Here is a 20,289-nt window from a genome sequence, read left to right on the forward strand (position 1 = left end):
TTTTATGTCTCAATTACTCGCTATCCATATGAATGAAAAAGATTGGTCGGAATGGTTTGTGGCAAATGGTGATAAATCATTTCGAGGCAGACAAATTATGGATTGGATGTATATTCGCCACAATTTTGATCCTTTAGAGTTTTCAAATATTCCAAAAATTTTAAGAGAGAAATTAAATTCAGAATTTAATTGGTCCTTGCCGAAAATTGACACATTGTTACCTTCTGAAGATGGCAGTGAAAAAATCTTATTAAAACTTCAAGATGGTTTATTTGCGGAATGTGTTTTAATGCCATCTGAAAACCGAGTTACTTTATGTGTAAGTAGTCAGGTTGGTTGTAAAATGGCATGTACCTTTTGCCAAACAGGAAAAATGGGTTTAACTAGAAATTTAACAATGGGTGAAATTTTAACACAAGTTGTTATTGCAAATAAAAGGCTTATTGAGCGAAATATATTGAATCGTTCTGTAACAAATATTGTTTTTATGGGAATGGGTGAACCTCTCGATAATTATGAAAATGTTGTTAATGCCTGCAAAGCTTTAATTGATCCTAAGTTATTTGGTTTATCTAAGCATAAGGTGACAGTTTCTACATCTGGGTTAGTTCCTGAAATCCTTCGTTTAGGAAACGATGTTCCTGTGGCCTTAGCAATTTCATTGCATACTGCAGATGATCCGCAACGCTCAGGAATGATGCCTGTAAATAAAAAATATCCTTTAGATGAATTAAAAAAAGCATTACTAGAATATCCAGTGCAAACACGTCACGGAATTACTTTTGAATATGTGATGATCCAAGGAGTTAACGATTCCATTCTCCATGCAAAAAAATTAGTAAAATTTTTACATGGTATGAAAGCAAAAGTGAATTTAATTCCAATGAATCCACATCCTGGTGCTGTTAATATGGTCGCTACAGATTTTGATCAAATGCGTGTTTTTCAAAAATATTTAACAGATAGATCTATTCCTGCTCCTGTAAGGTACAGCCGCGGTCAAGATGTAAGTGCTGCATGTGGACAGCTTGCTGCAAAAAGAAAAGATGAAATCAATTTGCCTCCTAGAACAGTTGCTTTAGCAAGAAGGCGTGAATATTTATCTAGTAAAGTAAAAATTAATTAAATTTAGCTGGATTTAATCCATATTTTTTTATGATTTTTTGATATTCCCCACTTTTTTTCATTTTCTTTAAACCATCTGAAAGAATTTTTACATAACGAGCTGAAGTAGGTTTTGCTTTTGTAAAACCTATATAGATTCCAGCTTTTTTTCCTATGGTACCTGCCTCAATTATTTTATCATTTAATTTTAATTTTTTTAAAGTATATTCACCAACAATGCTTTCTTCTATGACAGCATCAATTTCCTTTTTGTTTACTCTATCAAGATTTCTTTCAAAACCATTGTCGCCACCAGTTGGCGATATTTTTTTTGCAAATTTGTTTAAGGTATCAATCTCTCCTCCATAGACATATCCAATTGTTGTACCTAAAATAATATCTTTTAAAGACTCTGGAGTTTTATATTTCCACTTGTTACTTTTAAGTAGAAAAAAACTATTTGTACTTTTGCCAAAATCTTCTTCTGGGAATAAATATTTTTCTTCTCTTCCTTCTTTATAAGCAGCTCCCATGGCATCAATTTCACCCTTTTCTGTTCTCACCATTACTCTAGCCCAAGGTGCTACTGTAGAGGTAAATTTAATATTATGTTCTGCAAATATTTTTATAGCTGCATCAATAACAAATCCTTTTGCTCCATCTAATTTTTCATCACAGGTATATGGGCACCATATATCTGTTTCAAACTTGATCTCTTCTTCTGAGGCATGTAAATTTTCATAGAAGAAAAATAAGAAAAAAAAGAGCGCATAAAATTTCACTTTATTGACATTCATAATTCATTTACTCCTATAAATAAATATGGAGTAATGATAAGATAAAAAAAGATTAAATTCTACTGTGGCTTATTTGTCAGTTGTTATTATATAATGAAGTAACTTAAAGCGTAAAATTAAAATAAGACAGTCAATCTCAAGTGTCATACTTTTATGATTAAAAGTGTAAAATCATCATATTGATTTTCATAAGCATCAATAAAGCTAAAAAAGTCATTCCAAATATATTTGATCATATCAGGAATTTTTTCAAATTTTAAGCTTTCATCTAATACCGTAACAAATTTAGATTGATATATTAAACCATTTTTATTCATCTGTTCTAAAATACCATCTGTGGTTGAAAAAATATAATGAATGGAGTCCGAAATTTTAATTTCATTAAATTCATACTTTTCATTTTCTATAATCCCTAATGGAGTATAGGAGTTGATATTATTTAACTCTTTTATTTGATTTTGATGGTTGCAATAATATATATTTGGAAAACCTGCATTAATAATTGCTAGTTTTTCTTCATTTTTATTAATATAAATGGCCTTAAAAGCAATAAAATTGCAATTCATATTTTTTTCAACAAAATACAAGTTAAACTCTTCAAGAACAGATTCAAATGATTTTAAGTCTATTATTTTTTTTAAATGAAAATTAAAGAAAAAATCTATTTGGTTAACTAATATCATAGCTCCGACACCTTTTCCAGAAACATCGGCTATAAAATAAATTCTTTTAGATTGTCCTAAATCAAAAATTTTAACATAATCTCCGCTAAAATTAAAAGCAGGGTTAATTAAATATCCACAATAATCATCGGAGTGGTGGCTTTTAATAAAATACTCAATTGTTTCTTTACTGTGTCTTATGTCGTTATCAATTTTTATTTTTAAAGTAAATTCACTAATAAGATATTTAAATGCTTTATAGACTTCTTTGGTGATTTTATTTAATTTGCTCTCTTTTGTATCTTTATTTGAATCTAAGTATTCTAATACACCAATTAAAATACTTTGCTGTGGTTTAATATATCTAAAATAGGTTAAAGAAATAAAAAGATAAAAAATTCCTAAAACAAAAATAAAATAAATTAAATTAGGATCGTATAATGAATTATAGAGTATATTTTTAATAGAAAAACTGCTTACTAAAACTGTTCCATCAACAATTTTTTGTGAATTATAAACTTTCATTTGTTTAAAATTAAAACCAGATTTAATATTGGAATGTTCATTAAAATGAAACCAACTGCTATTTATAATTTCATCTTCTAGGGAATAATGTTGATTTTTTCTATCTACTAAAAAAAGATCTACATTTTTTGTGTTTTTATTTAAATTGGTGACACTTTGAAAAAGTTTTTCTAAGTCTATATCAATAGCAAAAGTTCCTTGATAATTTGAGTTTTGAAATAAAGGAATCGTTAAAGAAAAAACTTTTTTATTTGTTATGGCATCTTGATATATTGGAGAAATGTAAGGTTTATTTACTGTTGCCGTATTTTCAAGAATATCTCCAGCGTATGAAAGTTCAGAAAATTTATATGTAATTGGGTTTTTAATTTTAGGGTGTACATATACAAATTTATTTTTAGAATAATAATAAGTCCATAAAATATAATCAATTTTTTGAAAATTTTTAATTTGAACGGATAAATGCTCTAATGCTGAAAATTCATCTAAAAATACATTTACAGGTTTATATAAAGAAATAAATGTGCCAATTTCATTTGAATTATAAATGTATCTGTTTAAAGAGTCTTTGCTACTTTTCTTTTTGTCAAATATATATTTATGGTCGAATTTCTTAAATGAAACAAATGAATTTTTTAATGTTACAATATGATTAGATATATAATCTATTTGATTATTTATAATTTGAGAGTTTTTTTCAATATGTTCTTTTTGTAATTCTATATTAAAGGATAACAGCCTTAAAAATAAAATAATAAATGCTATTAACGCAAGAATTACAGAAACAATTGCGCTTTTAATTAAAATATTTTTAATATAAATTTCAAAATCTTGGTTTATTTTTTTAAAATCAGGACTCATATATTAAACTTCATAATATTTTTTAAGTGTTTTTGATCATAAAAAAATTGGTAATTTTTTATAAGATTAAATATTAAATAGATGCCTAAACCACCTTCTTCCATTCTATTAATTTTATCTTCCATAATATCTGATCCATTGTAATAATCATAAATATTAAAAAAGTCTGAATATTCATGGTATTCTATATTAATGGAATCATTATGCACATCAATTCCAATTTCTAAAGGTTTTAAATTATTTGATGTGTGGTTAATACTATTTGTTAAAAGTTCTTCTAGCACTAATTTTAAATTTCCTTTTTTTATGGCATCAATTTCTAAGCTATTCTCAACGAAATTTAAAAATCGAATGACATCTGATTTCGTTTTACTTACTTTATAGATCATAATTAATCCTCAATAAATGGAAGTATTTTACAAAAACCTGATAATGTTATTATATTTTTAACCATTTCGTTTTCAACTTTTAAAAAAATTTTATTTTTATCTGAATAGACTTGTTTAGCACATCTTAATAAGCTTCTTAATCCAACACTACTTATGTAATTAACTTTTTTTAAATTAATTATAATTGTTTCAAAAGATTTATCGTAATTTCCTGTAAAATATTTATCAAAATTTTCAAAACTTTCAATATCTAAACTTCCATCGCAATCGAAATTTAATGTTTTTTCTTTTAATGAATGATTAATATAAAGCATAATATATCTCCTATTTTTAAACAAAGTTTGATATTAATAAATTATTATTATGTAAAGATTTAATAGCGTAAGTAAAAATTGCTTCATAAAATGCATTATAGCTTGATTTTAAATTTTGAATTGAATTTTTATCAATTTCAAGCATCACAAGCTCTCCTAAAATACTATCAATAATAATATTTTTATTTTGAAATTGAGCTAAGTTTTCAATTCCAATAAGATCACCTTCTGAAAGGATTCCAATTGAACTAACCCATCCCCCATTTAGAGATTTTATACTTATTTGAGCAAATCCATTTAATATAACATAGATTGATCCGTCATTTTTTGTTGGGGATAAAATAATTTCATTTTCATCGACAATTTTTAGCTTGCTATATGAATTCATTTTTTTAATAAAATTTTTATTTAGACCTAAAAATGTATCATTTTCTTTTAAAGATTTAACCCTATTTTCGTAAGCGTGATTGATCATATCTTCAAAATAAGAGTCCTTAATTTCTCCCCATTGAAAGTCAAGTTTATTTAATATTAATTTTGTTTTATCATTTTTTAAAGTAATTTCTGTTGTTGTTGGTAATAAATTCATCCAGCCCATATGTAACATAAAGTTATTTAACATTTTATTAGTATAATTAAATTTATATAGATTGGCTATTTTATCAATAAATACTTCTAAATTATCATAGTTTAAATTAATTTGAGAATTTGTCTTAAAAATTTCAGAAAGTCTATATAATTGATCATTATAAATGTGAAAAATCTCATTATTAAGATTTTTTTGTTTTAATATTAAAACAATTGCTTGAGCAGTTTTATTAATAGGAGAAAGCTCAGTTAGATCAATAGAGTCGTGAGTGCATAATGAGTCAATGTTAAAAAGACATTTTAATTTTTGATAAAATCCATTATTTTCAATATTTATTTGATGCAAACTTGTATTGGTATTAAAAACAAGATTCCCGACTCGATATATATTTGCATTTAATTTTTTATTAATATAAGCCTCATGAATTAAATTTTCTGCTTCGGCTTTTGTTTTAATATAGTAATTATCTATTAAACTTGAATCTCTAAAATCAAATTCTGTAAATATCTCATTTTTACTGATACTTAAATTTTCAATCATAGATACAGAGTAGGTAGATACATGGTGCAGATTTTTCATGCCAAATTGACAAAAATTTATTAAATTTTGGACTGTTGTTACATTATCCTGATAAAATGTATTGTAATCCCCATAGTGTTTAACATTAGCAGCACAATTTATCACACAATTTACTGTATTCTTTAAAAATTCAAAATTATCTTCACTCATCTTAAATTTTTCAAAAGAAATATCACCAATATAAATTTGAATTTTATTCAGTAAATTCTCAGGAATATTGCTTCCATTATAATGATTTAATATATTATAAAATTTTTCTTTTGAATTTTCATTCGATTCTCTAATAATTACAGAAATGGGATAATTTGTTTCAAATAATAATTCTAATATGACATGGCTACCTAAATATCCAGTTGCACCTGTGACAAGAATATTTAGATCTTTATTTTCCTCTGGTATAAATGAAGCATATGGTTTTAATTTTTCAAAATACAATTCTTCTTGTTTTTTATCAAAATAAATATTTTGATTTTCAGAACCTTTTAATTTATCTTTTATTTGTTTAAATCTATGTTCAATATTAAATCCTGTCTCATATTCTTTTAAGTTTTTAGCAATATTTTCAATAGTTTTATATTTAAAAATATCGCTAACTTTAATGTCGTACTGCTTTTGAATTTTAGAAACCAATTGAACAGCTTTTAAGGAATTTCCACCAATTTCAAAAAAATTTGATAAAACACTTAATTGTTTTATTTCCAAAATTTCTTCAAAATGACTTGCAATCCATTTTTCTTTTTCATTTCTTGGTGCAATATGATGCGTCTTTATCATTTCAGGTATAGGTAATTTTTTACGATCAATTTTACCACTATCATTTATAGGGAAATCATTCATCCAATAAAATAAACTAGGTATCATGTATTCGGGTAGGTTTTGAGATAAATAATCTCTAAGTTTATCATTTTGAATTTCAGATTCGCTAATATAATACGCGCATAAATAGTCTTGTTTTAAATGGTCTTTTAATGACAAAACAATACATTCTTTTATATTAGGAAATAAAGACATTTGATGCTCGATTTCACCAAGTTCAATTCGAAATCCTCTTATTTTTACTTGAAAGTCAATTCTTCCTAAAAATTCTATATTTCCATCTGGAAGCCATTTTGCTAAATCACCAGATTTATAGAGGAGAGAGTAGTCATTATCTTTAGAAAAAGGATTTACAATAAATTTATCTTTATTTGTTTCTGGCAAATTTATATATCCTAATCCTACACCATGTCCTGAAATACAAAGTTCTCCAGCTATTCCTGTTGGGCATAGGTTTAAATCTTGATCTAAGATATAAATTTTGCAATTATCTATTGGTTTTCCAATTGGAATGTTTAAGTAATCTGATCTATCAACTTCAAAATTTGTGCACACTACTGTAGTTTCAGAAGGACCATAACCATTGATAATTTTATAATTTCTTTTTGTTACTTTTTTAAGTTTATCGCCTCCTACAATTAAATATTTTAAAGATTTATTATCTGTTTCTTGAATGAATAATTCTGAAAATTGTGTAGGTAAAAAGCTGAATGTAATATTATTTTTTTCAAAATATTCATTTAATTTATTAGTATCTAATTTGATACATTTTTCAATAATATGTAAGCTTCCACCTGAAAATAAAATAGGCATAATTTCTAAGATAGATGCATCAAATCCAAATCCCGCATATTTAGAAAAATTGTCAAATTCAGATAAATTAAAATCATTTTTATAATAATTGCATAAATTGATAATATTTTTTTGACTAATGCTTATTCCTTTTGGTTTTCCAGTAGACCCAGATGTGTAAATGCTATAAATACAATCTGTTAAATCTTGTTTAATGTTTATATTTTCAGAATTAAATTTTTTAATATTTAATTCATCTATATAAATCACTTTCACATTTAATAAATTTTCTAAACTTTGATCTAAAGTGGCTTTATTTGTAATAAGAAACTTAGACTCTGAATCTTTTAATATATCAATAACTCTATTTATTGGAAAAGTATTCGCCATAGGAATAAAACTAGCACCTGTTTTTAAAATGCCAATGATACTTGTAATCATTTCAAATGATTCATCAATATAAATACCTATTTTATCAACTTTTTTAATTTCATTTTCAATTAAAAATCTAGCAATTTGATTTCCAATGGAATTTAATTCTGAGTAAGTTAAAAAATTATCTTTGAAGACTAATGCTGTTTTATTTTTGTATTTTAATGAATTATCTTCAAAAATTTGAATAAAAGATTTTGAATAATCAACGGACCTATTTGTATTATTAAATTGATTTAAAATAGTATGTTCATTTTCATTTGTGATAAAATTTATATTTTTAATTATTTTTTTATTTTCAACAATATCAGTTAATATAGAAATATAAGAATGAATAAAAGTTTTTATGCTTTCTTCTTTATAGCTATGAGTGCTATATTCAAAATCAATTTTTATTTTATTATTTAATTTATAACAGTTTAAGGTAAGATCAAAATGAGCTCTCGTTTTTGTCTTTAAATTTATCATATTTAAATTTAAATCTTTATATTTATTTTCAGAATACTCGATTAGATTGAAAGCATTATTAAAAAATTTATTTCTACCATTTTCAGAGGGTGAGTCTTTCAAATTTGATAGTTCCGAAATAGAAAAGTTTTGATGCTCTAAAGTATTTGAAATTTGTAATTGAATGGAATTTAAAAATTCTTCTATAGATTCTTCAGGATTTATATTAATTGTTATTGGTAAAGTTGAAACAAACATCCCGAGCATATTTTGCATATCTGATAAATATCTTCCAGAGAAAAAACCACCGATAGTAATATTATGATTTCTTGCTATTTTATAAATTAAAATAGAGTAAGCAGATAAAAGAATATTGTATAATGTAAAATTATTTTTACTAGAAAAATTAATAATTCTATGAAATAAATTATTATCTATATCAATTGTAATAATATTTCCTGAATCGTTAAATTGATACTCAGGAAAATCGAATGGCAAGTAACTTTTTTCAATCTTAGATATATTTTTCTTCCAATATTCAACTGAAGAATTTCTTACTTCAATATTATTTTTTTCAAAAATAGCGTAATCTAGATAATCTAGTGTATTTAAAGTTTTTTGCTCGCCATAATAATATTTAAATAGTTCTTTTATAAATAAGTTTTGTGAAAATCCATCATTGATAATGTGATGAGTATCAATAAATAAAATATGTTTTTTATTTTCTATTTGGACTAATTTTATTCTTATAAGAGGGCTTTCTCTTAAGTTGAAAGGAGTAATAAATTCATTAAATAAAGTAGATATTTCTTCGTATCTTGACTTTTGAAAATCTTTTTTAATATTTATATTTTCGTCAATAATTTGAAATATAGAGTTTTCTTCTAAAATGAATTTTGTTCTTAATATTCTATTTTCATGAATAATTTTATCTATAGATTCTCCAAGTTTATCTTTATTTAATTTTCCTGTTATTTCTATAGCTATTGGTATGTTATATATAGTTGAATTTTCATCAATTATAGAAGCAAAGTAAATTCCTTTTTGAGACTCTGTAATTGGAAATTTATTTAAATTATTTTTTTCAATTATTTTTTCATTTGATTTTTCGGTTAAATTTAAAGATATTTTATTTAAATATTTATGTTTAAAAATATCGCTAATATTAATATTAAATTTTTGTTGAATTTTTGATACAAATTCAACAGCTTTTAATGAATTTCCACCTAATTGAAAAAAGTTGGAATCCATACTGATTTGGCTTAATTTTAAAACATCAACTGCGCATTGGTAAATAAATTCTTCTTTGCTATTTTTTGGTAAAATAATATTTTTTTCAATGTTGTATTCAGGAGTTGGAAGATTTTTCCGATCAATTTTTCCATTTTGATTAATAGGAAATGATTTTAACCAATAAAAATATGAAGGTATCATATAATCCGGTAAGCTTTTTGATAAATAATTTGAAATAAAACTTTCATCTAAAGAAATCGGACTTACATAATAAGCGCAGAGATAATTTTCTTGGTTATTCTCTTTTAATGGCATTACGAGGCATTCAGAAATTTCATTTATTTTTAATATTGATTGTTCTATTTCTCCTAACTCAATTCTAAAACCTCTTATTTTTACTTGAAAGTCGATTCTTCCAATATAATCAATATTTCCATCGGGTAGCCATTTAGCTAAATCGCCTGTTTTATAAAGTTTAGAATATTTTTTATAAAGTGGGTCATTATTATCAATAAAAGGATTTGCGATAAATTTTTGAGCGGTTAATTCTGGTAATTGAATATATTCAACTGCTAATCCTTCCCCCGAAATACATAACTCTCCCTCCACACCAATTGGGCATAAATTCATATCACTATCCGTTATATAAATTTTATAATTCAATAAAGGAGCCCCAATAGGAATATTTTTTAAATTATCATTTAAAACTTCATAATATGTACAACCTACTGTTGCTTCTGTTGGGCCATAAAAATTTAATATTTTATAATTTGATTTTTTAATTATTTTTAGTCTATCTCCTCCTGTTATTAGATAGCGAAGAGATTTATTATCTGATTGATGCATAAATAATTCAGCAAATTGAGTTGGCAAAAATGAAATTGTAATATTATTATTTTCTAAATATTTATTAAGTTTTTGTATATCCAGTTTTATAGATTTCTCTAAAATGTGTAAACAGCTTCCAGTCATAAAGCAAGGCATAATTTCAACAATAGATGCATCAAAACCATATCCTGCAAATTTAGAAAATTGATCCTTTTCGTTTAACATTAATTTTTGGATTATATTTAAAGAAAAATTAATTGTACTTTTATTATTTATACTAACTCCCTTAGGTTTTCCTGTGGAGCCTGATGTATATATATGGTATAAACAGTCATTTAAATTTGTTTTAATTGGTAAATTATTTTTATCATATTTTGAATATTCAAATTTATCTAAAAATATTACTTTAATATCTTTATTAATTGGTTTTATTTTTTCTGAAAAGTTTGAATTTGTAATTAATATTTTTGAATTAGAGTCTTTTAAGATTTCATTTACTCTATCAATTGGAAAAGAATCTGGAATAGGAATATAACTTGCTGAAGCTTTTAAAACTCCTATAATACCTGTTATCATTTCAACAGATTCATCTAAATATATTGCAATTTTGTCATTGTAATTTGCCAAATGATCTTTTAATAGATATGCTATTTGATTTCCAATTATATTCAATTCATGATATGTATATTTAATTTCTTTAAAAATTAAGGCAGCATTATTTGGAAATTCTTTTGCTTTTTCTTGAAAATTTTCAATAAAGGTGAGTTTATTTTTAAAATCATAGTCTGTGTTATTGAATTTATTTAAGATTATACTTTTTTCGTTTATATTTATAAAATTAATTTGATTTACAAATTTATTTATTTCAGTAATTTCGTTTAAAATTTGAAAAAATCCTTCTTTTACTGTTTCCACCGTTTCAAAATTATAGCTTGATTTGCTATATTCAAAAATGGCTTGTATTTTATTTTCAATTTTAAATAAATTTAATGACAAATCAAAATTTGATTTGTTTGAGTTTTGAATATTTATATTATTAAAATTAATATTTTTTGAATGATAATTATCTAATTCTACATAATTAAAGGTATTTGTAAAAAAAGGGTTTCTTCCATTATCAATATTTAATTTATTTATCTCGATTAATTCAGATAGTGAAATATTTTGATATTCTAAGATATCTGTTATTTTATTTTGTATTTCTATTAAGCAATTTTCAATAGAACTTTTATTATTTATATCAATTAAAATTGGTAATGAGGAAACAAACATGCCAAGCATATTTTGAGTTTCTGGTAATTGTCTTCCAGAAAAAAAGCCCCCCATTGTAACTTGATTTCTTCTTGAGTATTTATACAGCAATATAGCAAAGGCACTAAGGAAAAAACAATATGGAGTTATTTTTAATTTTTGAGTTATTGTAGATATTTTGTCAAACAAATGATTTGGTATATTTAGAATAATTTGATTACCTTCGCTATTAAAGTCGTTCTCTGGATAATCAAATGAAATTTGTGTTTTTTCAAAATGAATTAAATTATTTTTCCAAAATTCTATTGTTTTTTCTTTATTTATATTTTCTTCAATTAATGAATAATCAAGATAATCAACAGATAGTTTATTTGATACGCTGTCGTTATAAATATGAAATAAATCTTGAATAAGTAAGTTTTGAGAATATCCATCGTTTATTAAATGATGGATATCTATAAATAGGATATTTTTTTTATTACTTTCTTTTAAAAGTTTAAATCTTATTAAAGGATCTGATTCTAAATTAAATGGTTTAACGAAATTTATAAAAGAACTTTTTATATCACTTGAATGAATTTCTTCCATATTTAAATGAAATTTATATTTATCATGGATAACTTGGATTAAAATATCATTTTCAATTATAAAATTGCATCTTAAAATCTTATTATTGTCTAATAAATTTTGAATGGATCTTTCAAGTTTTTCAGAATCTAAATTTCCTTCAATTAAAAAAGAAGAAGTCGTATTATAAATTATAGAATTTGGTTTAATTATAGACGCAAAATAAACGCCTTTTTGAGATTTAGTAGCAGGATATTTTTTTAAGTCTGACTTCAATATTTGAATTTGTTCTTTTTTTGGTGAAATTTTTGAAGTTATTTCTGCTATCGTTTTGGATTTTAAGATATCTCGAACTTGAATATCAAATTTGTTTTTTATTTTTCCGACAAATTGAATTGCCTTTAAAGAATTTCCACCCAAACTTAAGAAGTTGGAGGTCATACTTACTTTGGAAATATTTAAAATTTCTTTTATAGTATCGCAAATAAATATTTCTATTTCATTATTAGGTGGAATATATTCTGTTTGTATTTGTAATTCTGGAATAGGAAGATTTTTTCTGTCTATTTTACCATTTGCATTAATAGGAAATTTTTCAAGCCAATAAAAAAGGGATGGGATCATGTAATCAGGCAGAGAAAGAGATAAGTAGTCTTTCAATTCTTGTTCGTTTATTTTATGATTGCTTACATAATAAGCGCAAATGTAATCTTGTTCTAAAGAGTCTTTAAGGCTTATTGCTACACACTCTTTTATTTCTTTAAAGTGAATTAATTTTTGTTCAATTTCACCTAATTCTATTCGAAATCCTCTTATTTTAACCTGAAAATCAATTCTTCCTACAAATTCAATATTTCCATCTGGTAGCCATTTAGCTAAATCTCCTGAGCGATATATTTTAGAATATTTTTCAAATAAAGGATCATCTTGATGGATAAAAGGATTTGTAATAAATTTTTCTGAATTTAAATTTGGCAAGTTGATATATCCTAATCCAACTCCATCACCTGCAATGCAAAGTTCGCCTTCTTCCTCTATAGAACAAAGTTGCATGTTTGAATTTATAATATATATTTTGTAGTTATCAATTGGCTTTCCAATGGGGATTTTATCAATATTATCAGATAAAATTTCATAATCAGTTGCTGCCACTGTTGTTTCTGTTGGTCCATAAATATTAACAATATGATAATTATTTAATTCATATTTTTTAAGCTGTTCTCCACCTGTAATTAAATATCTTAATGATTTATTTTTTACCTCTTGCATAAAAATTTCTGCAAATTGTGTCGGTAAAAAACTAATTGTAATATTATTATTTTCAAAATATTCATTTAATTTAGTTATATCAGATTTTATTTCTTTATCTAAAATATGAAGAGTGCAACCATTTAATAAGCATGGCATGATTTCAATGATTGAGGCATCAAAACCAAATCCGGCAAATTTTGAAAAATTATCTTTTTGGCTTATTTCAAATCGGTCTTTAATATAATTTGAAAAGTTAATAATGTTTTTATTGCTTATACTAACCCCTTTGGGTTTTCCAGTGGAACCTGAAGTATAAATGTTATAAATGCAATCTTCAACATTATTTTCAATTAAAACATTTTCTCCGGATTCATAGCTCAAGTCAACTTCATCTATATAAATAACTTTTGCATTTAAATTTATATTTTCAATTAGTTTTCTTTTTGTAATTAAGATTTTAGCACTAGCATTTTCAATAATATCAATTACTCTATTTATTGGAAAAATATCTGGCATGGGAATAAAGCTTGAGGAAGATTTTAAAACACCAATAATTGAAGTGATCATCTCAATAGATTCATCTAGGTATATAGCAATTCTATCGTTTTTTTTATTCCCTATTTTATTTAAATATCTTGCTAATTTGTTTCCATTTTTATTTAATTCATAATAATTTAAAAAATTATTATTATAGACAAGAGAGATATTATTTTTATGGTAATTTAAATTTTCTTCAAATAGTTCAATATAAGTTTTATTATATATTATTGTTTTTTCTGTTTTGTTGGATTTTTCAATTATATAATTCATGATTTACCACGCAATTAGATTTTATAAAACTAATATCATTTTTTTATTGTATTCTAAAATTGTGAAAAGATAAAGTCTTTTGTTGAAATATTTAAGATTAGGAACAATTAAAAATGAGTTTTATTAATATCTAATATATAATATAAATGCTGAAAATATTGTTTTATTATAATTATATATTATGTTGTAAAGTTAAAAATTTATACTTTTAGGAAACTGAATAAAATAAAAATTTGAGCAAAATAGTATGTGATCCAAATAAATGAATTTATACCCAAAAAAGACTTTATAAATTTTTGAATAGCTAAAGCGGAGTCAGAGGCTATAAAAAAAAGTGCTCCAGTTATTAAATATGGATTTGAATAATTAGATAAGATGGTACCTACAGACATAGCCATTAATGCTGTCATGTAAACCAAAACTGGAATTTTTAAATTTTGTAATTTTGGATAAAGTATTTTTATCATAATAATGGAATGGAGAATTAGAAGAATAAGAATTATAATATTTGATTTTGTTAAAATAAATTTTAAATATAAGATATCCATATTTGAATAAAAAATGTAACTATATATTAAATGTGATATTAAAAATGATACTAGACCATGAATAAAAAATTTATTTTCGTTATAAGCTAAAAATATATCACCAAAGGCAGAAAACACTAATGAGATTGATAAAATAATAGAAATAGAGGGCGGGCAATTAAATAAAGAGAATAAGCTCAATAATAAAATACTTGTTCCTTTGATAAGCCATCTAAAATTTATTTTTGGGTATCTCATTGTGGTTAAATAAACAAATGATAAAAAAAGAGAGCTCCATATTAAATAATTATGTTTTAAAATCATAGGTCTTCTTTCTTTTAAAGGATTGAGAAATTTAAAAATTCACTTTACAACAAAAATGAAAAGAAAAAAATATTTTGTTTATAATTTGAATTATTATGTTATTAATGATTCGATTTATAATAACATTTTTTCGAAAGGATATTTTAATAATGTTGGATTTAAATTCTTTTAAAAAAATAATGGATTCTTTATTTATTTCCAAAGATTTTTATGAATTCAGTTTCGATAAAGAAATTCAAGCATCATTAGATTATTTGTCTTCTAATAATGCTTTGTTAAGTATCGAAAAGGATCCCTATTGGCCCAAATGGAATTCACCTTGGTGGCATATGTCTTTATTGCATGAAATGAATGAGACAAAAAAAATTCCAGAAAAAGTAATTTTAAAAATGATTATAGCATTAAATAATTTACCTATTCAGTATTTTCCCATTTACGAGGAAGAGTTACCTAAAAATATTAATAAAATAAGAGATACTTCTTGTCATTGTGCATTAGGAAATATGTATCAAATTATACATAAATATGGAATAGATGTTGATAAAGAGCTTCCTTGGATAAAGCCTTGGTTTTATAAATATCAAATGCAAGATGGTGGATTAAATTGTGATGAAAAAGCCTATCATCAAACAGATGAATGTCCCAGTTCCATGGTTGGCACAATTGCTGCTTTTGAAGCCATACTATTAAATCAAACTAGACCTAGAACATTAGAAGAAATAAAATTTTTGGATAAAGGAGGCGATTTTTTATTAGGAAGAAAACTTATGTTTGGTTCTAAAACAAAGTTTAATGCAGACGAAAAAGACAATGAGCAAAAATGGCTATTACCCTGTTTTCCTCGTTTTTATCATTATGATATTATAAGAGGGTTAAATGCTTTATTAAATTGGTCTTTGTTTTGTCATAAAGAAATTCCATTAGCAATTATAAGTCCTGTTATTTTAAATTTGGTCGAACGTTTTCCTGATGGATTCATTCGAAATTTAAGATTAAGTTATGAAGCTGAAGGTTCTTATTTATTTGATTATGAAAAAAAAGTAAATATTCGGACAGATGCTGAGCTGTTTCCTTTATTAAAAGAAACAAGTAAAATTGGAAATATTTCACCCTTTTTATCAAAGCAGTGGAATGAATGTAAATCAAAAATAAATCTTCTCTTAGATAAAAATTTAATTTTGAATTAAATATGAATTTTATTTCCAAAGATTGGGAAACGAGTCTCTAAGACCTGTTATAATAAACTCGATGGCAATGGCTGCAATTAAAATACCCATAATACGTCCCATAAGATTTAAGCCTGTTTTACCAAGTAAACGGAATAAATATTGACTAAATCTTAAACTTAAAGCGGTGACCCACATTACTAAGAGAATTGCTGCAATTAATAAGATAAAATAAGGGATATTATTTGCTTGAGTTGATTGCACAACTGTTGTTGATATTGCTCCTGGTCCGGCTAATAATGGCATTGCTAAAGGAACAATTGAGATATCATCTTTCAGTTTGCTTTCATCTTCTTCTTCATGTTTTATTTTTTCGGGGGAACCCATCATATGTTCAAGAGCAAACTTAAGAAGTAAAATTCCACCTGCGATTCTTAAGGCTGAAATAGAAATTCCGAATAAGTTTAATACTCCCATTCCTGTTAATGCAAAAACAAGTAGAATTGAGGAAGCTATGATCAGTGCCTTTCTTCTCGTTTTTTTGACATCGCTTGGGGTGAAACGTTCCGTAAGAAGAAGATAAACTGGAATAGCGGCAAAAGGGTCGACCATTACAAAAATTGAAGTAAATGTAACAGAAAAGTATTTAAAAGCCGCCCCGATTGCCGAGTTTTGATCCATCAAAAATGTGATGAAATCCATATGTTTGTTCCTGTCATGATTTGAGTTTTGCGAGACAACGTTTTTGTTGTTTAGCAATGGAGGATACTAGTGAAATTCGTGGCTGTCAGTCAAGATAATGCGCTCGCAATGTCTGTGTGTGCTGAATTTAAGCAACAAGGATACGATGTTTTTTCAGCATCTTCATTAAAAGATGCTGAAAAGCTTTGTAAAGACGAGCGCCCCGATGTGATTGTTGCCGATCATATACAATCCGATGGCAATTTTTTTGATTTTTATGATGCTTTGAAATTGTCTTTTGGCAAAGAAACGCCGCCTGTAGCTATTCTATTATCGGATCAAGGAAGCACATTGGCCCCGGAGGTTGCCATTGCAATGGGCGGATGGGCTTTATTCACAAAGCCATTTCAAATTAAGTCATTGTATTACTCTGTAGAAGATGCTGTTTTTTCTAGAAAAGCAGGATACACAAAACGTTTAGATGAAAGAATTGAATTAACCTCAAAAGTAAATATTAAAATGGCAAATTCGGCTAGAGTCATTTCGACTTTTTCAACCAATATAAGCTTTGGAGGATTTTTTGTCGCTTTGACAGATAATTTTCCTGAATTAGGCGATATTGTTGAGTTTAAATTAATGTTTTCTTCATTAGAATCTTTAGAGGGAAAAGGAAAAGTCGTTTGGGTTAGAAAAGAAGCGAAAGTGGGAGAGCAGGCGGGTTGTGGAATTCAATTTACGGAAGGCCGTGAAAAATATGTACAGTTTTTAGTTCCAATCATAAATGAGACTAGAACAAGACAGATAGAATCCGCTTCTTTTAAAGTAGAAGATGTAAATGATATACTTGCGCAATCTGTGAGAGCCGCTAAAGAAAAAATATCTAAAACAGTTACAGAAATTTATTTACTACCACAGGAAGAAAAAATTCCAATCTTGTGTCGCAGCCCTCAAATGTTAAGTGTATTTTCATTGTTAATTTATGAAATTGTTCATCCTATGCGTGAAATTAAAGGCTCTAATTGTATGATTGCTATTAAGACAAAGTCAAAAAAAATTGTTGATATTATTTTTACTTGTATGCCACCAGGTGCTTCTTTGTTTGTTGAAGCCTTAATTGAGGAAAAAATACAACCCATATTAGATATGCATAAAGCAAAAATTAATTGTGAATTTAATTCAATTAGTTCTACAATTATAATCTCATTGGAAAGAGCTTAAATTATTTTTTGATTATTGATTACTTTTTCTTCATAATCCATATTTCTCGCTGGAATATTTCCTTTAATTATAAAATCATCAATATATGTAAAGCAAATTAAAGTTTGAAATGCAGAATTTAAATGCGCTAAAACATGTGGTGATGCTTTTTTCTTTAAAAAGTCACTCTTCATAAAATCATAAAGGCTTGTAACGTATTTTATATCAATTAATCCTGTTTCTTTAGCTTTTATTATAATTTGATCAAAATGAGTTTTTAAAGTTGCTTCATTAAATAAAAATGGGGCTCCAAATTGTTTTTTAGGAGTTAAGGCCGCTTGACCTAATTTTTTTTGGTAGCTTCTTCTTAAAATAGATTTATCTTCCGTTCCTCTTATAAGCATACTATCTTTTAATTTTGCGCTTATATGTGACATTTCTTTTGATAAAAAGGGAGTTCTTCCTTCAACCGTATTTGCCATTTCCATACGATCTCCTACCCAATTCAGAACTTGGACGGGAAGATGTGTTTTTGTGAAATAATTTTGCCAAAGTAACAAAGCGTTCTTAGGATCTGTCAAAAAGGATTCTTCAGAAGATAATCCAAAAGAAAACCAAGATGCAACTGATTCTTTTTGCTCTGCAAGCCATTTTATAGCTTCTTCGTTACCTAAAATTGAAATAGCTATTGTTTTTATTTGGCCAAAAAGGGGATGGGGTATGCCCCAAATTTTTAGACTTTCAATAAAATCTTCACCCGAGCCTTCTGAGCTTGAGCCTGCAAGCCATGGATCTTTCTCATTCGTTGCTATTTTTTTCGCTAAGGCACCAGAGTCTTTTAAGTTATTTCCTGCAGGAAGTTTATTAAGACGATCTAAAATATTTTCGCCTGGTTGAATATTTAATGCGAATTTCCACCAACTTGCATAATGAAAACTTGGATAACCACAAAATAATTCATCAGCACCATCTCCTGTTAATATACCTTTGACATATTTTCCTGTAAAGCGGCTGAGCCACCATTTTGCAGAACCATTTGTATAGGGTTGAATATTTTCGGAATAATAAACTGCATGTTTGTATGAATAAATTAAATTATCATTGCTCACTTTCAAAATATTGGGAGTAACCCCCATTTTTTGTGCAAATGATAAAGCTTCTGTCGACTCACTATATGCCTCATCTTCAAAAGCAATTGTAAATGTTTTTAAAGGATTTTTAATTTTGTTTTTTAAATAGTATTGAACAGCTTCATAGGTAACAGCTTTTGAATCTATACCACCACTTAAATAAACACCAAGTTCTACTTCGGAAAGCATTCTATGCTCAACTGATTTATGTAAACTTTTAGCAAATTCACTATATAATTCTTCTTGATTTGAATCATTATCATTTAATGGTGGTCTAACAGGAACTTTTTTCATTTGTAATTTACAAATAAACATGTCACCTTGTTTTTTTGCATAAAGAAACGAATTTGGTGGCAATTGAATAATATTTTGATAAGGTGTACGAATAGGTTCGTATAAGCCAACAAATTGTCTTAAAAACCCTTCTTTATTCCATTTTTTGGGAATGGAAAGGCCTTTTATTTCGCTTGAAAATTGAATGGACGGTGTTTTAAATAAATATGAATCTTTTGCTGTAGAAAATATATTTGTTTGTACATCTTCTAATGCTAAAAATAATGGTTTTACTCCGAAAGGATCTCTCATTGCAATCAATTCTGTTCCATCTGTATTACAAATGACAAAACTATATTCACCTTCAATATATTTTTCTATTTCCAGACCGTAGTTTAAAAATCCTTCTAATATAGTTTCTGTATCGCTTTTGGTTTCAAATTTGTAACCTTGCTCAGCTGTAATTTTTTTTCTTAAAATATTATGATTGTAAATCTCTCCGTTGAAAACAATAACCCATTTTTTATTTTTACTTAACATAGGCTGAAAATTTGAGGCTATATCTAAAAATGCTAATCTAAAATGAGCAAGTAATAAATTATCAAATTCAGCTTTTCGCATAGGTTCATTGCCTCTATGTTTTACATTAGAGGCATTCGCAAAAAATTTTGCTTTAAAGTCTGCACTTGATGAAAAGATACTCGTCGAATTAAAAATAACGCCAGAATATCCGCACATATTTTC

At 25.9% G+C, this 20,289-nt stretch carries 11 protein-coding genes; 3 read left to right on the forward strand and 8 right to left on the reverse strand.

Annotation, left to right across the window (positions count from 1 at the left end):
• Positions 1 to 4: 4 nt before the first annotated feature.
• On the forward strand, positions 5 to 1,126 hold the full coding sequence (gene rlmN, locus GCL60_RS01435; protein WP_153418077.1) for a dual-specificity RNA methyltransferase RlmN: 1,122 nt from the start codon (positions 5 to 7) through the stop codon (positions 1,124 to 1,126).
• Here the strand turns inward: rlmN and GCL60_RS01440 are convergent.
• From GCL60_RS01440 to GCL60_RS01465, 6 genes are all read right to left on the reverse strand, one after another.
• Positions 1,119 to 1,901 carry a substrate-binding periplasmic protein gene (locus tag GCL60_RS01440; protein ID WP_153418078.1) on the reverse strand — a complete coding sequence of 261 codons (783 nt, stop codon included), beginning with the start codon at positions 1,899 to 1,901 and terminating at the stop codon, positions 1,119 to 1,121. The two genes, rlmN and GCL60_RS01440, sit on opposite strands and share 8 nt — an antisense overlap.
• A gap of 143 nt (positions 1,902 to 2,044) precedes the next feature.
• A complete protein-coding gene (locus GCL60_RS01445; RefSeq protein ID WP_153418079.1) occupies positions 2,045 to 3,949 on the reverse strand; it encodes a SpoIIE family protein phosphatase in 1,905 nt (634 codons plus the stop codon).
• Positions 3,946 to 4,338: an ATP-binding protein gene (locus GCL60_RS01450; protein WP_153418080.1), complete on the reverse strand. Its 393-nt coding sequence runs from the start codon at positions 4,336 to 4,338 to the stop codon at positions 3,946 to 3,948. The genes GCL60_RS01445 and GCL60_RS01450 overlap by 4 nt, the downstream gene beginning before the upstream one ends.
• A 2-nt stretch (positions 4,339 to 4,340) precedes the next feature.
• Positions 4,341 to 4,652 (reverse strand): STAS domain-containing protein, encoded by a 312-nt coding sequence (locus GCL60_RS01455; protein WP_153418081.1) that lies wholly within the window; start codon positions 4,650 to 4,652, stop codon positions 4,341 to 4,343.
• Between the two features lie 16 nt (positions 4,653 to 4,668).
• A complete protein-coding gene (locus GCL60_RS01460) occupies positions 4,669 to 14,247 on the reverse strand; it encodes a non-ribosomal peptide synthetase (protein WP_153418082.1) in 9,579 nt (3,192 codons plus the stop codon).
• A gap of 200 nt (positions 14,248 to 14,447) precedes the next feature.
• Entirely contained in the window at positions 14,448 to 15,098 is a 651-nt protein-coding gene (locus tag GCL60_RS01465) for a lysoplasmalogenase (protein WP_153418083.1), read from the reverse strand.
• Between the two features lie 149 nt (positions 15,099 to 15,247).
• Between GCL60_RS01465 and GCL60_RS01470 the strand changes: the two genes are divergently transcribed.
• Complete coding sequence (locus GCL60_RS01470) at positions 15,248 to 16,285, forward strand: hypothetical protein (RefSeq protein ID WP_153418084.1); 1,038 nt, start codon at positions 15,248 to 15,250, stop codon at positions 16,283 to 16,285.
• 9 nt (positions 16,286 to 16,294) lie between these two features.
• On the opposite strand, the gene GCL60_RS01475 is transcribed toward GCL60_RS01470, so the two are convergent.
• Positions 16,295 to 16,966 (reverse strand): MarC family protein, encoded by a 672-nt coding sequence (locus tag GCL60_RS01475; RefSeq protein WP_153418085.1) that lies wholly within the window; start codon positions 16,964 to 16,966, stop codon positions 16,295 to 16,297.
• Positions 16,967 to 17,035: 69 nt separating this feature from the next.
• On the opposite strand from GCL60_RS01475, the gene GCL60_RS01480 reads away from it, so the two are divergent.
• Positions 17,036 to 18,163, forward strand: coding sequence for a response regulator (locus GCL60_RS01480; RefSeq protein WP_153418086.1), 1,128 nt, complete (start codon positions 17,036 to 17,038; stop codon positions 18,161 to 18,163).
• On the opposite strand, the gene GCL60_RS01485 is transcribed toward GCL60_RS01480, so the two are convergent.
• Positions 18,160 to 20,283, reverse strand: coding sequence for an asparagine synthetase B family protein (locus GCL60_RS01485; RefSeq protein WP_153418087.1), 2,124 nt, complete (start codon positions 20,281 to 20,283; stop codon positions 18,160 to 18,162). The genes GCL60_RS01480 and GCL60_RS01485 overlap by 4 nt on opposite strands.
• Positions 20,284 to 20,289 lie beyond the last annotated feature (6 nt).

Origin of the sequence: Silvanigrella paludirubra, assembly GCF_009208775.1 — a bacterium.
Taxonomy (GTDB): domain Bacteria; phylum Bdellovibrionota_B; class Oligoflexia; order Silvanigrellales; family Silvanigrellaceae; genus Silvanigrella; species Silvanigrella paludirubra.

Bases quoted from the DNA above. Each gene is read 5' to 3' on its own strand.
- rlmN (WP_153418077.1), top strand. From the start codon at position 5: ATGTCTCAATTACTCGCTATCCATATGAATGAAAAAGATTGGTCGGAA.
- GCL60_RS01440 (WP_153418078.1), bottom strand. From the start codon at position 1,901: ATGAATGTCAATAAAGTGAAATTTTATGCGCTCTTTTTTTTCTTATTT.
- GCL60_RS01445 (WP_153418079.1), bottom strand. From the start codon at position 3,949: ATGAGTCCTGATTTTAAAAAAATAAACCAAGATTTTGAAATTTATATT.
- GCL60_RS01450 (WP_153418080.1), bottom strand. From the start codon at position 4,338: ATGATCTATAAAGTAAGTAAAACGAAATCAGATGTCATTCGATTTTTA.
- GCL60_RS01455 (WP_153418081.1), bottom strand. From the start codon at position 4,652: ATGCTTTATATTAATCATTCATTAAAAGAAAAAACATTAAATTTCGAT.
- GCL60_RS01460 (WP_153418082.1), bottom strand. From the start codon at position 14,247: ATGAATTATATAATTGAAAAATCCAACAAAACAGAAAAAACAATAATA.
- GCL60_RS01465 (WP_153418083.1), bottom strand. From the start codon at position 15,098: ATGATTTTAAAACATAATTATTTAATATGGAGCTCTCTTTTTTTATCA.
- GCL60_RS01470 (WP_153418084.1), top strand. From the start codon at position 15,248: ATGTTGGATTTAAATTCTTTTAAAAAAATAATGGATTCTTTATTTATT.
- GCL60_RS01475 (WP_153418085.1), bottom strand. From the start codon at position 16,966: ATGGATTTCATCACATTTTTGATGGATCAAAACTCGGCAATCGGGGCG.
- GCL60_RS01485 (WP_153418087.1), bottom strand. From the start codon at position 20,283: ATGTGCGGATATTCTGGCGTTATTTTTAATTCGACGAGTATCTTTTCA.